The 14,584-nt window shown below is 52.7% G+C and carries 10 protein-coding genes; all 10 read right to left on the reverse strand.

Going from position 1 to position 14,584, the window contains the following annotated elements; all coding sequences use genetic code 11:
- Nucleotides 1-86: 86 nt before the first annotated feature.
- Nucleotides 87-278, reverse strand: coding sequence for a hypothetical protein (locus ACG0Z5_RS10485; RefSeq protein WP_394447102.1), 192 nt, complete (start codon nt 276-278; stop codon nt 87-89).
- A 50-nt stretch (nt 279-328) separates the two neighbouring features.
- On the reverse strand, nt 329-3,595 hold the full coding sequence (locus ACG0Z5_RS10490; protein ID WP_394447104.1) for an ImcF-related family protein: 3,267 nt from the start codon (nt 3,593-3,595) through the stop codon (nt 329-331).
- Nucleotides 3,588-4,784 carry a hypothetical protein gene (locus ACG0Z5_RS10495; protein ID WP_394447105.1) on the reverse strand — a complete coding sequence of 399 codons (1,197 nt, stop codon included), beginning with the start codon at nt 4,782-4,784 and terminating at the stop codon, nt 3,588-3,590. The genes ACG0Z5_RS10490 and ACG0Z5_RS10495 overlap by 8 nt, the downstream gene beginning before the upstream one ends.
- A 6-nt stretch (nt 4,785-4,790) precedes the next feature.
- Nucleotides 4,791-5,057, reverse strand: coding sequence for a PAAR domain-containing protein (locus ACG0Z5_RS10500; RefSeq protein WP_394447107.1), 267 nt, complete (start codon nt 5,055-5,057; stop codon nt 4,791-4,793).
- Nucleotides 5,058-5,103: 46 nt separating this feature from the next.
- Nucleotides 5,104-6,180: a radical SAM protein gene (locus ACG0Z5_RS10505; protein ID WP_394447109.1), complete on the reverse strand. Its 1,077-nt coding sequence runs from the start codon at nt 6,178-6,180 to the stop codon at nt 5,104-5,106.
- Complete coding sequence (locus ACG0Z5_RS10510; protein ID WP_394447111.1) at nt 6,180-7,007, reverse strand: TIGR04222 domain-containing membrane protein; 828 nt, start codon at nt 7,005-7,007, stop codon at nt 6,180-6,182. The genes ACG0Z5_RS10505 and ACG0Z5_RS10510 overlap by 1 nt, the downstream gene beginning before the upstream one ends.
- A 254-nt stretch (nt 7,008-7,261) precedes the next feature.
- Nucleotides 7,262-8,320: a putative type VI secretion system effector gene (locus tag ACG0Z5_RS10515; protein ID WP_394447113.1), complete on the reverse strand. Its 1,059-nt coding sequence runs from the start codon at nt 8,318-8,320 to the stop codon at nt 7,262-7,264.
- 15 nt (nt 8,321-8,335) lie between these two features.
- Entirely contained in the window at nt 8,336-11,110 is a 2,775-nt protein-coding gene (locus ACG0Z5_RS10520) for a T6SS effector BTH_I2691 family protein (RefSeq protein WP_394447115.1), read from the reverse strand.
- A complete protein-coding gene (locus ACG0Z5_RS10525; protein WP_394447117.1) occupies nt 11,107-12,105 on the reverse strand; it encodes a DUF4123 domain-containing protein in 999 nt (332 codons plus the stop codon). Before ACG0Z5_RS10525 ends, ACG0Z5_RS10520 begins: the two co-directional genes overlap by 4 nt.
- A gap of 11 nt (nt 12,106-12,116) precedes the next feature.
- Complete coding sequence (locus tag ACG0Z5_RS10530; RefSeq protein ID WP_394447119.1) at nt 12,117-14,498, reverse strand: type VI secretion system Vgr family protein; 2,382 nt, start codon at nt 14,496-14,498, stop codon at nt 12,117-12,119.
- Between the last annotated feature and the right edge of the window lie 86 nt (nt 14,499-14,584).

Genomic DNA, 14,584 nt, shown 5'->3' on the forward strand with positions numbered 1-14,584 from the left:
TCTGTTACGTCCGGTCATAATGTCACCTGTTTTTTCTGTGAGGTGATGATATCACCTCTATTCAGGTGGCCAAATTCAGTGTGCCACTACAATGTAAGGTCTGCCTGCAATTCACCTATCTTTTTGAATACATCGTTTCGCTTTTCATCGTTCACAGAAGAGAACTGGCGATCCTGGGCATATTTCCATCGGGTATATATAAATACCGCTATCCCTGAAAATAGTGTCACCACCCCGCCTGCAACACCCAGCCATTGAGAGACTTCAGCTATCGTCATACAAACCTCTTTTAACATCACGTCTATTGATCTGACGAAGGTATTATTGCTTATTCAACAAACACCTGCTGCGGTAACCTGAACCCTTTAAGCGCCAGTAATGCCAGCGGCCCGTTACCGGATTCGGTACGCATCATGTAGTTAAGGCTGTAGCCATCTTTCGTTTTCCAGCTGACCCGCCAGGTGCTGTTATCCACGGCAGTCACTCGCGCCCTGTCCAGCAGACGAATCAGTCCCCAGCTGCCCGGATAGTCGGCATAGATGCGTTCCCCGGTTGAGGTGGTGGTCCATGTGAGTGTCGTGCGCGGCTTCCACTGGCTGTCCGGCCAGGAGAAGTTCTGCCACTGCTCCTGCTGGTTGTGGTAATCGAGTGTCTGCTGGTCGAGTAACAGAGTGGTCTGCATCACATCGCGGCCTGGTTTGCCCATCAGTACAAAGTGGATACTGGCATCGCCACCGGTAAAGGCCACATCCGCCAGCGCACTTAACTGGTTCAGGGCGGTGAGAAACGCCGGGTTAAAATGCAGCCCCTGTGCGGCAATCGCGTCAGGCACCCAGGTCCGCCCCTGCTTGCGCAGTACGCCGTTGAGGTTCTCTTTTACAAACTGTGTGATACGCCCGGTATCGCTGCGCAGGTACTGTGACAGCAACGGTAATGAGGCATCGCTCTGCTTATTCGGAGAGAACGGCCAGCGGTCGTTAAAGTCATGCGCCCAGTCTCCGACAATGGTCTGCTGCCACTGGCTGTTGATGCTGGACGCGGTGGGCGAGAGCACCTGCTGCCACGCCTGTACCATTGGCTGCACGAAGAGGGCCTGCCCAAAGCCGCTCCATTCCTGACCGAGGCTGGCGGCCACCAGGCTGCCGTAATCGCGGGTGTCGGTGATATCCACCGATTTGCCCCGGAACACGGTTTCGGCGAGTGCCTGCATCATTGCCTGCGGGTCTGCGGCCCCGGTAACCTGCTGGAGTTTGAGACGCACGCGGGTCACGCGGGTGAGAAAGGTCTGCAGACTGAGGCTGTTGTTACTGTCGCCCTTGTTGTTTATCAGGTTCAGCACCGGGACAAAGGTGTCATCCATCGGGCCGTGCGGACCGCTGTTCTGGTCAATAGCCTTCTGCGGGTCACTGTTCAGCAGGTTTCTGGCGGATTTGACCAGCGAGTCGCTCAGGGCTTCCTGCTGTTGCCCGGTACGCCCCTGAATGTTCAGGGTGTTCATCAGCGCCACCAGCGGGGACTGGCGTACATCGGCCAGCAGGGTCAGTTGGTCAATTGCATCCGAGAGCGTGGCGGCTCTCTGCCAGCGCAGACTGTTGAGGAAATCCAGCCACGCCCCGGCGTAGTCATTGAAGTAACGCTGGGTCAGATGTGCCTGCAGGGTCTGCGGGGAATAATCCTGGCTGACCGGGTGTTTGCTGTCGCTCAGTACCCAGTCAATCTCTTCGCGACGCTGGTTTGCCACTTTCTCAATGGCGGGTTTCACCGCTTCCTGCCACGCCTGACGGGTGAACATCCCCGGCACAACTTCACTGGTGGTGAATAACCGGGACGCATCGGTATCACGGGTCATGTCGGTCAGGCTAAGGTCCGCGTAGTTGTGGGCAACCTGCGCCAGCACCTTCTGGTACAGGGCCGCTTCGCCATTACGCATGCCAATGGTACGCAGCAGTGCGGTGCGGCTGGCGGAGACCAGCGCCATATCCGGTTTCAGCGCCCACTGTGGATGGTCCGGCATGTGCTGTGCCAGGAAGGTAAGCTGTCTGCTGCCTTCAAACTGCCACAGACCGGGGCTTATCCCTTCGTGACGCGACCAGATACTGAGGATGGTTTTCGAAAAGAAGTCTGCTTCCATTTTCTGTGGACGGGTCAGCATCAGATACGCTTTGAGCCAGTTATAAGCGTCCTTACTTCTGGCACTGCGCTGCGGGTCATTCACCGGCAGGCTGTTCCAGTCGCTCAGTGCCTGCGCGAGCCGTTTCGCCGCCCCGTCACGCAGCGACGGCAGCGCGATACGGGCATAGGCAGGCCACAGTAGATTAAGCTGGGCATCATTCTGGCTGAGCCCCATCCGGCTGTACCACGGCACGCCGTGCTGCTGGCGGTAATCCAGCTGGTCGATTTTTTGCTGCAGCTGGCTCACGGCCATCATCCGTTTATCACCGGCAAGCTTCGGATTATCGGCGGCATGAACAAGCTGTTCTGACTCACTGATAGCCCGATGGTTTACGTATGTCGAGAGCAGCAGACCGCCACAGGCCACCAGCAGTAGCGCCACGACCAGACGGTAAAGCAGCCGCTCCGGACTGAAACCGGCACGGGCAATGTGTAATGAAGGTAAGTCATCAAGCAGGGTCTGCCAGCTGTTATCCGGCAGCCAGCGCTGTGCATCCGCCTCTTTCGCCACAACCGGTGGGGAAAACATCACCCCACGCAGCGGGACGGCATACGGCCCGGTGAGCAGCGGCAGGCTCAGGCGGTGGAAATGAGCCGCCGCCCCCTCGCGCAGCTGCGCGGCAAGCTGGAGCAGAAAGGCGAAACGGGAGTCTGTCACCCCTTGCTGAATCCCCGGAGTCATCAGACGGGCAGGCAGGTCCATGAGTGAGGCCACCAGTTCTTCCGGCGTACTGTGTGCCGGTAGCAAAGTCCCCACAGGCTGGGTGACACGCCCGTCCTGGGCCCAGGCATAGCGCTGCACTTCCCACAGGTACAGTGGCACTTGCCAGCCCAGTTTTTTGTAGCGTTCCGTTAGCTGACGGGCAATAGTGTCGGTCTGCATCGCCTGGCGCAGGCCTGCATCATAAGCCAGCACAATGGCACTGACCGCACGGCGTTTAAGCTTGCGTAGTGCCGTCAGACGCGCACTTTCTGCGCCAGAGGTGAGATTACCACCCCAGACCGCCACCACGCCGTTGGCTTCCAGCCATTCACTGTCCGGCAAACCGGGAATGACTTCCTGTGCCACGCGATGATGTCCGGTAACCACCACAAAGCGTACTTTGCGTTTCCATCCCCTTCCGTAATGGTGTTTCAGGTAATTGCGGATATCCTGAATAAAGGCAGGCTCGCTTTCATTCAGCCTGTTCTTTCTGACGTTATTTTCGGTCGTATCAGGCGTCACCGGCTCTCTTTGTCGGTATATCCGGACAGCCGCCATCAGACCGGTAATTACAGCTGTGATCACCAACCAGTACAGGAATTGCTGCTGGGTCGTCAGATGCCAGCGGGAGCCTGCCCACCACAGTATCAGTGCCGCCAGCGCACTGAGCAGCAGGATAACAAGGGTAAAACCGGAAATACGGCGAAAACTGCTAATCATTCACAATCGCTCCTGCACTGACGCTGGCTAAAATCCATGTAGGTAAAGAGGGGCCGGTTGCATCTGAGGATAAAAGGGCACACTGTACGCCGCCGCTGTGCTCAGCCATCGCCATCATTAAAGTGACAGCAAACCAGTCAGCACAGGGCCCGCTCTGTCCCAGCCAGTGTGGTAGCCAGTACTGACCGGGCATGGATGGGGGAAGCACTGCAGAGGGCGTATCAACGGCATCACTTTCAGCATCAGGAACTTTTTCCAGCCGCTGACTGTGAGCGATTACTAGTGAGTCGGCCTGCGCCTTGCTTGCCCGATCTGTCCAGAATCCGGCCATCTGTGTTGTCAGGGGCTGATAATGCAGAAACTGCGAAAAACCAGACGTTTCATCACCCTGCTCCAGAGCATCTGGCCGATGCAATGAACAACGCACAGGGAGGCCGTGCTGCTCCACCTGTGGTGCCAGCAACCAGGCCACCACACCTTCGGTATATTCCCCCACGCCTGTCCAGTGCTTCACGATAACCAGCCGTGCCCGATCGGTAGCGGGCTCTTCCAGCCAGTGTCCCAGCGTCACCGCATAGGCTGAAACACCCGTCGCAGGTGCAATCAGTCGGTTGACGGGTAATCCGGCCTGTTGCCAGCAGGCGACAAACTGTCGCCACTGCGTATGATCCGCGCCTTCCGGCAAACAGACTTCCAGGGCCAACTGGCGAATGACACTCTGTAACTCCGGCAGCAACGCCATAATGATCTCTTCCATCAGCCAGCTGTCGCCAGGATAGTGGGGCAACATCAGCGGGATATCAGAACTTACAGCTTCGTTTTCACTCCCGGTAGTCAACACACCGGTGGGAAACAATGAATACCAGGCCACAACCGGAACGGACTGTTGCGCCCAGCGCTGCCATTGATATTCCTGAAGACGGTTGTACTCCATCAGCCCCTGAGCATGTTCACCGTCCACTCCGGAACGAAACAGCATCCAGCCTCCCAGCAGAGCAAACAGCCCAATGCAGCCCGTTACGCTGACCAGAGTCCACAGTAACACCCGGCTGTCATGCAGCAAGAACCAGAGCGCGGCTCCAGCCAGCACCAGCAAAAAACAGCATAATGAGAGCCCCCGCCACCACAGCGACCAGCGCGGTGGTGGCGGAGAGCTAACCGGAAAGGATTGAGGAATATCCCATGACATTGGCAACTACCCCAGTATGGATTCAGTGGTACTGGCGATCACCCGACAGCCGCAGGCACAGAGCGCATTATCGAAAGCCAGCTCAATCTTCTCTGAGGTAAACCCAGGCTCTCCCCCCACGATCCGGTTAATACCGTGGCCTTCCAGGGGGCAACTGACAATATCGTTAAGCCGCGCAGCTACTACACCGTTAATTTTTACGGTTGATGTGGCTGAAATAACAGAGCCACCGCTGGTGAGTTTATCGCCGAGAAGAATATTGGCTTTTGGCATATCTATTCCCTTTTAATATGGAGGGTGTAATGTTATAACGAATTAATTAACTATCTGACATAGCTTCATGGCATCCTGGATCTGCTCCGAAAGGATCTCCACTCGTTGCAAAAGACAAACATCGGAGCCCCCCCTTACAGCCATTCATAAACGCGCATTTCCGGCATGCTTGTGGGGCGATGAAATCACGTAACTCATTAAGGAAAGGCGACTGTTGGTAAATTTTCATCAATGGCAGTGTATGTAAATTCCCAACACTTATTGGTAATCGACGGCAAGGATATACCGTACCGTCAGGCATTACAGTGAGGAAACTGTCACCAGCATGACAATGATAAGGTGTTTCACCACTCGCTTTAAATTGTAGCGCCCGGAGCATGGCAACTTCTGTATCCTGATGGTTGCACAACTTATGCATTATTCTTTTTATTATCGTTTTTTTTGACAATTTTATTTTCGTTAACAACATATTTTCAAAAAACTGCTGCGTCTGTTCTTTATTCAATACATCAGGCATGGCATCACGGGACGGGATCATTCTGTCTGCCCATATACGACTCACATTATGTTTTTTAGCCAGAGTGGCTACAACCTCAAACTGTGAAGCATTTTTTTGATGTGCGGTGAAAGACCATAATACCCTGATATTCTCTTTACGTAATACCTGGGTAGCCTTGATTACTTTTTTTAGATTATCACGCCCTCTAATTACATTGTGAGTTTTCTCCGCCCCCTCAACACTCATCTGAATAAATGAAATATTCAACTGGGCCAATTTTTTTGCTTTTTCGGCTGTAATCAAACTACCATTTGTCAGAATGGCAATAGAAGGACGAATTGGATGCCTGTCAAGATACTGAAGTAATTCAAGAAAATTCGGTTGGGTAAACGGTTCTCCGCCAGTTATTGTCAGCAGAAAGGGAAGATGCCTGTCTCGTGACAACTGCTGGTAAAATCCCAGAAGCTTATCTGCTGTGTGAATTAATGACTTGAGTGGAACATTTCCACCTCGCCATGATGTCTGATAGCAATGCTGGCAGTGTAAATTACATTTATCCGTAATATGCCACTGAATAGCTAACCGGGAGGGTTGATGAAAACTCTCCATCGTGAAGGACATCATTAATCTCCTCCGCATCCACCACAACCACTCCCCCCACAAGAACTTCCCCCTCCGACATCACTGCTACTATTTATATAGCTATCGGAAGCAGAACTTACAGTTGAGGAAATTATTGATTGCCCTACCAAAATACAAACCAGCATCTTTATTTCTGGTTTTACCTCTTCACTTAACGGAAGAATAAGTCGGTCTATGTAATCCTTGCCATATCTGGAGTTAACCATCCCTCTGGATGAAGATATAAATACAAAATAATAGATAACGCAGGAAAATATCATGCACAGGACTAAATAAACGACATTGTGGTGACCAGTAGATAATGCAACATACAGTTTTGCTGCGCCTAACAAAAGCATGAATGTAACACCACATGCAGCAATTCTTCTGCGCGAAGACAGTTGCTTTTCAGTCAGGATCATATGTTTGCGCACTGCCAATTCATAATAACCTTTCGTCAGTGGTGTAATTAAATTCGTTGATGATAACAGTGAGTTGGATGTGGAATAATGCATCAAAATTTTCTCTTCATATTCTGAAAATCCATCATCTGCAGACTTAACTTTGTCGGTTCTGATTAACTGTCCATCTCCCGTATCCTCCAGAAAACCGCGCTCAATCAATAGACCGGCGATCAACTCCAATACCCCCTTATCCCTGGATTTAAGCCAGGAAATAAATAAAACATCCAGATCGCCGTTTAACTGAAGTGGTGGAGATGATTGATTCTCTCGTTTACGGAACAACTTACCGGTCATAAAAAAAGCACATATAACGACACAGATATAAAAAAACAAAAAACCAGGCCCAGACCAATATAGGACGTTCATATATAACTAATACTCTTTGGGATGATGCTACAAATAATTTACAATGACTACATTAGTGATAAAGTCGTTGACATTTATCTGCAGAGAACATATTGATGCTAAAAAATCCGTAAGTCATATAAAAACAATACCGTTAACTCGATAAAAAAACAGGCTTTGGCACTGCTCCATATAGTAAAAGTATTTCGGCTTTTAGCTGGTTAAGCTTTTCATTTTCTTCTTGCCGCTTAACACGCCACTGTTAGTGGCAAGCCTTAGTAGTAGAAGAAATATTCGTAGACATAATTCACATTCTGATTTGGCATGATGACGTTTTCGCTTCGGGGTGTTCCATTTGCCAGTTTGACTTCTTTTGCTTTCTTTTTGGAGTAACCTCTGAATCCCGTTTTTTTGTATTCAGGAATCATAAAAACATCGCAAGTCTCATCGTAGAGTCGCATGATGTATCTGTTTTCCTTACGTAAGCGCCACATGATGAAATGTGACATCAGAAAACTCATCGCAATGTAGAGGACCGTGGTTATTATCCAATTTGAGGGTGCAGCAGCAAGGCCGATTGCATAAAACACTGCCCCAAACGAAAGCCAAATGACCATTCCTTGCTTTAAACTGATTGTGTTGTAACCCATGTCACATTTAGGCGTGAGTGATATAGTTCTCAGCTCGGGATTAGCAACGGCATATGTTAAATAACCGTCACCAGATGGCACAACGGCCATTTCTGCAAAATCCCCAGATCGGATATTCGTCATCCCAAGCCACCCTGAGAATAATTTCCCGTTGACCTTCCCTTTAATGTAGAGACATTTCAGCTTGTTCGCTTTGCCATCATTAATCAGCGCATGTGGCGCAGTGCCAGACAACGTTTGTGCAGCCATGGCAATCGCAGCACCTGCGTTATCCCGATTGCGTTTACGCTCCAGTTCATCTTTCATGGTGCTATACGCTTCAGCGTCAAAGCAGGCCATCGCTTTAGTCAATGTCACTTCTTCAACCACTCCCGATATCTTTTCAAGTGGTCCTGGTGGAGGGAGTACTGGTAATGGAGGGAAATCAGCGATTTCTTTTTCGATGAGCGTTTTTAATTCAAGCGCCCATTCAATCCTATCCTCATTACGCTGAATATCTTCTCTGTTATACATTCCCGCAAATTCGGGTGATGTATATTTCTGTATATTCAGTCTGGCCGCTTCTATTTTTGCATGACTGGAAAGTAAACAGGACTGTAGCTCATCAAGATCTTTGTAACCGTTAAAGTCTCTTAACTGCCAATCCAGCCATTCTTGTGGAGACATTTTCGTATTAGCATTCATTGTTAATAACCGACCCTAGTTATGTACATGCTGAAAAACACGGTTTTCGGCTTTTAGCTGGTTAAGCTTTTCTGTTTCTTCTTGCTGCTTAACGCGCTCTGTTAGTGGCAGACCTAACGTCTCATGCAGCGCTTTCACCAGCTGGTCTTCTTGCTCCAGGGTTAGGTCTAGTCGTTTACTTGCTGGTATTGTCTCTGTATTGCCGATGCTGGGATTTGTACCGAATACACATTTCTCGCACCAGTTCTGCAACTCATCGTCAGAAAACACGGCAATAGCTACCTGAGTGAGAATTATCAACGTCATGACCTGCCAACTGGCAAAAAAACTGATGCCTCTGAGAATTGGGCCTGATGAAGTTCCCGCGATATCTACGATAAGTTGTTGTATTGTCTTCTTGCCCAGTAACTTCAATAGTTCTTCGCTGCTCTGAATGGTGTATGCACCGTCAGACACTATCTTAACAGCAGAAAGCCCTACCCCTGTCCAGTGGACAGAACCGTCCTTCGTAAAGCTCTCTCCTAATGCTCCAAAATCACTGATCACCATCAAACCAGCAGCAATACTGCCGTAGGCGTTTGCCCGTATAGCCCACGCCGTAAGTTTTTTTCCAACCCGATCACGCACCAGTGGGTTAACTTCTTCTGATGCTTTCTCTATGATTTTTAAAGCAGGTATAGCCGTTTGTATCCCAAAACTGGCCGCAAATAGCCCAACGGACATGATGTCACTGGCCGAGCCTTCACCTTCTTTGATGATTTCTTTGGACTGGCTATACAGCTCCCAGACACTGAGAATGGTTCCCAGCAGTTTAATGCGCGGAGCCAGGATCGGTTTTGTCCTTTCTGCCAGCTGTTTCGTACTGAGTTCAGTCTGGTATTTTGTTATTGTTTCATCACGAATTTTTATTCGTTTATCCCACATTGCCCGACGGCGGGCCCATGCACCATTCGGCCCCGTCGCCATTTGCCGCTCGATATCTTCTTCAATGTCATACATTGCGATCCCGGCATCGCGGGCAAACAGGGTTTTGTAGATAAGGTTGCTGAATGAGTCCAGACGATTTCCCAGCAGACTTTTGTTGAAGACCTCGGTGGTGAACGTAGTCAGTCCGGTATCCATTTTCGCCATCAGTTTACGGGTGCCGGATACGACGGCTTTTTTCTCATCTCTTTCCAGTGCTTCCAGGGCGCGATCACAGGCATCGTTGTATTTACCCAGATAGCCAACAAAGCTTTTAAACGCCACCAGGATCGCCGGTTTTTCAACATCAGTGGCCGGACGATCTTCGGTGTTGGCGTCCTGGCTTAGCTGAGTCAGAACAGGCGTCGTCTCGCTTATCACATCAGGGTTGTTGAAAAACTGCCTGCGCCAGAACAGGTTACTGTTGTTTGTCGCGCTGTATTCCTTCACCCACGCCTGAATTTTCTGCCGCCCTGCTGGCACGACGTTAATGGCGGAGATGGCATAGCCCACTATCTCCCGGTAGTTCAGGTTATCTTCCGGAACGTTCGTGTAGTGATCGTCCAGGCACTGAAGAAAATGCTTATCCTGCAGCCATGCCAGACGCAATTCCACCAGCTGAGTCAACTGCGTATCGAGCGCCAGGCATAGCTTCTCATAGGTACGGGTAAACTGATCCAGCTTCGCGTGGTTCAGCTTTTTGTCATACTTATGCCACTCATAAGCTACCCCCTGCTGATTGGCCCACAGGGTCCCCTCTTCATGAAACTGACTGATTTGCTCACGTGAATATCCGGCACTGCCCATGCTCCGGTACAGTAACTGCAGATCCTGCTCATCATGAGCACTGGCATGTTGGGCCTGTTGTGCTGACAGTGCCTGCTGCACCTGGTTTCTGATCCCGTTGATGTTGCGCCAGGTCGCAAATTCCACCGTCAGTTCATCCAGATAGCACTGGTGCGCCAGCGCAAGGCCATCGCTCCAGCTGGTCAGTTCGTGGGTTATCCCCACCGGATCTTTCAGTGCCATTATCAGCGGGTAAACCGGTTTACCTCCCGGTCCCAGGCTCCGGCTCTGCATCGCCTTCACGGAACGTGATGCAGCCCCTTCCAGCCTTCGGCTTCTGACCCAGGGATGAAAGGTGGTATGTGGCCGGATGCTTTCGTCAAAGAAGTGATACCCGTCATCTTCGATATAACTCACCTGGTAGAAGGGATTATCACTGTCACGCAGTGGATACGTCGGGCTGCCGGTCAGGTTGGGGCGGTAATCCAGCACGCTGTTCAGCACCTCTTCGCTGACCCTGTTCAGCCCGTTGTCAAAGGTTCCCCCCGACACATTCCATTCCGGAGGCTGAATATTCTGCATTCGCTGTGAACGGGCTGCCGTATCACGGGTGTAAAGTTCGAGGGTTTGCTTTGTCCACGGCGCATGGGAGAACGCCACCCAGGTTTCATACTTCAGCGCATTCTCGCTGAGCGCCATATGCTCAAGATTGGTTGCCTGATGAACGGGACGGCCACAGGGGAGCGGATTAAACACCGGCTTAGCGCCGAGGACTGCGGGTTTCTTGTACAGGTCACCGTTTTCATCAACGCACCAGACTTCCCAGTCCAGCAAATCTTTTGCGCCGGTGTCGTAATAGACATAGATAAACCCCTGGCGCATGCTGCGCAGGGCATAGTGGTAACCACTTAACGCGGGGAATGGCGTGGCGGGTGCTGCCCAGCCAGGAAGCGTCTGGCTGATTCGGTCCGGGACGATGGCGTAGCGCACCGGCATCAGTACCGGGCCGGTATTGAGGCATACAGAGCATTCAGCGGTCATGTGTCATTCTCCATCGTCTGTGAGGCTGTCAGTTCCGTGGCGTAACGTCGCCAGGTTTCAGGCGAAATATTCAGGGTGCGCGCAGTCCAGGGTACGTCATCGCTGAATGTGTGGTTATCAAGCAGATCAACAACAGAAGGATGCTGGTCAATCTGTGGGTGCCACTGGAGTAACAGGAATGCAAAACGTTCCCTGTCTGCGGTGTGCTGTAATGCAAGGTGGCCTGCCAGACGGGCCAGCCCATGCAGAATATGTGATGCAGCCGCCTGCTCTGTATACCGGGCTTCACCTGAGTTTGCCTGACGATAACGACGCAGTGCGAGATTGGTAATACCACAGGTGTTGAGGATAAAATCACACTGCTCCGTATCCAGTCCCAGCGAATGTGTGGAATACAGCATGGGGGCGGGCTGAAAGCGTCGTACCACGGCCTGACCGTCACCATCCGGAAACAGCCAGCCGGAGAGTAATCCCCCCATCCGGCGTTGCTGAAGTTCACTCAGCAACGGCCACAGCAGGTTATGCACTGCCGGATCGTAATAGCGCATCAGGATATGCTGATTGATACCTGTCCGCTGAATGGCGGTATGACCGAGTTGTTTTATCAGGTCTCCACGCTCTGCCGGGCTGGTGAGCCAGCCGCAGATTGACCGTCCCAGGTTTTGTTCAATATTGTCCGGGGGCAGCTCTTCCAGTGCGGTTACTGTGGTCTGGCGAAGCAACGTCCGGTCGTCTTCCTGGCTGATATCGAGCGCCACCAGCCAGGGGGAGTCCGGCTCGCTCAGACTGTGGTGCGGCAGCGGCACAGGCGCGGGCTGACGACTGACCAGCGTCTGGATAAGCGGGCTGTTGATATCATCCAGACGCAGCACCGGATCGAACAATAAATAGAGAGGGTGTCCGGTGTCCTTCTGTAGCTGTATCACGGCGTTATACAGCGCGTCAGCCTGGCGTTCAGCAGCCTGCGAACTGTAGTCATATTGAATGTTATTCATGCTGATGCTCCTTACAGCACACCGCCGCCGCCCTGGCGGGTGGCCGCGTCAACCATTGAGGGACAGTGTTTCGGCAGTGTAATTGCCCCCTGCACGGAGGCCGGGCCGAGTTTTTCCAGAGTGCCGCATTTGATGGTGACGTTGCCGGAGCCGCCCTCAATGATATTGCCGTCCTTGAGTTGTATCCACGCCCCGCCACATTCCAGCAGCAGTTCGGTTTTGGCTGAAATCTTCACTTTGCCGTCCTGGCTGGTTATCTGCAGGTCTTTTTGTGCGAGTAAATCCAGCGCATCGCTTTGTGCCTGAATATCCACTTTTCCGGCGGCGGCATAGAGTTTGATGCCTGCCATTTTGGCAAACAGGCTCAGCGTACTGCCTACCGCCACACGGAAGGCTTTGGCGATACTGAAATCCGCATCCTGTCCGGTGGTGGCTATCAGGTTCTGACCGGCGGCAAGCTGAAGACTGGCCGGTGTGACCTGGGCGATGCCGGAAGGGGCGGAGAGTAAGAGAGCCTGCTGCTGCAGGTCTTTCAGGGTGTCATTCAGCAGGCTGGTTTGTTTCTGCACATCGGCGAGTTCCGCTTTCGCCTGCTCGGCAGCGGTGCGCAGACTGGCCGCTTCCTGACGGGCCGCTTCCAGTTCACGGATGGCAGGCTCCATCTCCAGCAGTTTGCCCTGCGCCTGTGGCTGGGCATCAGCCGTGATGAACACCCCTTTCGCCGCTCGTAATACGCCGTGGCCGTCGGTGCGCAGTTCGGCCCCTTCACCACGCAGCTCTTTCGGGTTGTCATCCAGCACGTTGTAGCCAAGGTTCAGCTCACTTTTCACATGCGGCGTGGAGAGGTGGATATGCTCTTTCTGCCGTTCATCCTGCAGACGCAGTTCGTTCTCAGCCGGGGTGCGCAGGATGTTACGTTTGTAGTTCTCTGCGGTAACCGGGTCAGCGTGTTGTGAATCATGCAAGGAGAAGGCAATAAACGGTTTGTCCGGGTGTCCGCCGTCGAACATCACCGACACTTCGGTTCCGGCCAGCAGCGGCAGGTGAAGACCGTAATCATCCCCGGCATAGGCACGGGCCAGACGCAGCCACGGGCTCTCGTAACCGGCCTTCCAGTCGGCCTGGTCGAAGTCAAACTGAACCCGGTAGCGGCCCGTTTTGTCGATATGGCTGTAGGTATCGCTGGCGGTCAGACTGGTGATGCGGGCCGGTAACGGCACGGTAATACGCGGACGGGCTTTCAGCGCCGGTCGCCAGTTCAGCTGGTCACGCCAGGCCATGCCCTCAGCATGGAGCTGGTAATGCGAACCGCGGGAGGCACCGCTGGTGATGGAGGTAATCAGCATCCCGTCAGCAAACGCCGACGGCACATGGCTTCCCTGGGGCTCCAGTACCTGGCCGGGGGCAATGATGGTGGCATTACTGTCGAGACTCAGCAGATGCTGGTTATTCAGCGCCCGCTCATGACGCAGGCGGGAGTAAAACTCTCCCGTTTCCGCTGTCGTTTTTTGTCCCTGATATCTCTCACCCGATGCCAGATACCCTTCCGCGTACTGATGGTCATCGCCGTAGGTGGTTTTATCGTCGTCGTGGGTGATATCTGCCTGAGTGGTCAGCGGCTCTCCGGCACTGCGGTAGTTATAGTCCTTGTGCGAGGCGGAGCGTTCCACCACCCGGTGATACGCCTTCAGGTGCCAGACCGACTCTTTACGGCTGTCATTTGTGCCTGACGGATTGACCGCCGGGATTTTCACCCCGTGCTGCCAGTCACGTCCGCTATCGGTGAAGGTCACCACCTCATGCTTTATCTCCGGGTCCATCGCAAAGCGATAACCAATCCCCACTTCCGAGAGCAGGCATTCAATGAACTCCAGGTCCGTCTGCATAAACTGGGTAATCAGTTCGCGCTTCGGATAGCTGCCGCTCAGACGAAACTCAAACAGCCAGCCCGGCCAGTTGTGGTTGTTACGAAGTATTTGCTCCACCACATCCGGCACCGACTGGTTCTGGTAGATAGCGGTACGGCGTGCGTTGCCCAGCAGCGTCAGTCGCGGACGGAAGGTCAGGGAATAGGTGGCTTCATCGCGGGAAGACGAGAGGCGGGAGAAATGGGTGATAACACCGTGTACCGAACGCTGCACCTCCGGCTGCGTGCTGATGCGAAGGCTGGTTTCCGGCAGGGTCTGCATGATAAAGGTGACATCCTTCATCAGCATCAGCGCAGGGTCGATATCCTGGTTAGTACTGGTGAGCACAATATCGTAGCGGTAGCACTCGCTCAGCGCTTCACGGGCGCTGAAGGATTCCACATCCAGCGGGATATTACCGCCCTTCACCTGCAGGTGATAACGGTTCAGGGTGACAGTATTCAGTACGGGCGGCAGTGAGGTCATGGCAGAAAGTCCCTGTGTTCAGCAAAGACCTGAGTCAGCGGCACGCTACCGCCCCTCGCCGTAAACCGGGGCGCATCAGGTCATGT

Source organism: Scandinavium sp. M-37, assembly GCF_043558715.1.
Taxonomy (GTDB): domain Bacteria; phylum Pseudomonadota; class Gammaproteobacteria; order Enterobacterales; family Enterobacteriaceae; genus Scandinavium; species Scandinavium vulneris_A.

Bases quoted from the DNA above. Each gene is read 5' to 3' on its own strand.
- ACG0Z5_RS10485 (WP_394447102.1), bottom strand. From the start codon at position 278: ATGACGATAGCTGAAGTCTCTCAATGGCTGGGTGTTGCAGGCGGGGTG.
- ACG0Z5_RS10490 (WP_394447104.1), bottom strand. From the start codon at position 3,595: ATGATTAGCAGTTTTCGCCGTATTTCCGGTTTTACCCTTGTTATCCTG.
- ACG0Z5_RS10495 (WP_394447105.1), bottom strand. From the start codon at position 4,784: ATGTCATGGGATATTCCTCAATCCTTTCCGGTTAGCTCTCCGCCACCA.
- ACG0Z5_RS10500 (WP_394447107.1), bottom strand. From the start codon at position 5,057: ATGCCAAAAGCCAATATTCTTCTCGGCGATAAACTCACCAGCGGTGGC.
- ACG0Z5_RS10505 (WP_394447109.1), bottom strand. From the start codon at position 6,180: ATGATGTCCTTCACGATGGAGAGTTTTCATCAACCCTCCCGGTTAGCT.
- ACG0Z5_RS10510 (WP_394447111.1), bottom strand. From the start codon at position 7,007: ATGAACGTCCTATATTGGTCTGGGCCTGGTTTTTTGTTTTTTTATATC.
- ACG0Z5_RS10515 (WP_394447113.1), bottom strand. From the start codon at position 8,320: ATGAATGCTAATACGAAAATGTCTCCACAAGAATGGCTGGATTGGCAG.
- ACG0Z5_RS10520 (WP_394447115.1), bottom strand. From the start codon at position 11,110: ATGACCGCTGAATGCTCTGTATGCCTCAATACCGGCCCGGTACTGATG.
- ACG0Z5_RS10525 (WP_394447117.1), bottom strand. From the start codon at position 12,105: ATGAATAACATTCAATATGACTACAGTTCGCAGGCTGCTGAACGCCAG.
- ACG0Z5_RS10530 (WP_394447119.1), bottom strand. From the start codon at position 14,498: ATGACCTCACTGCCGCCCGTACTGAATACTGTCACCCTGAACCGTTAT.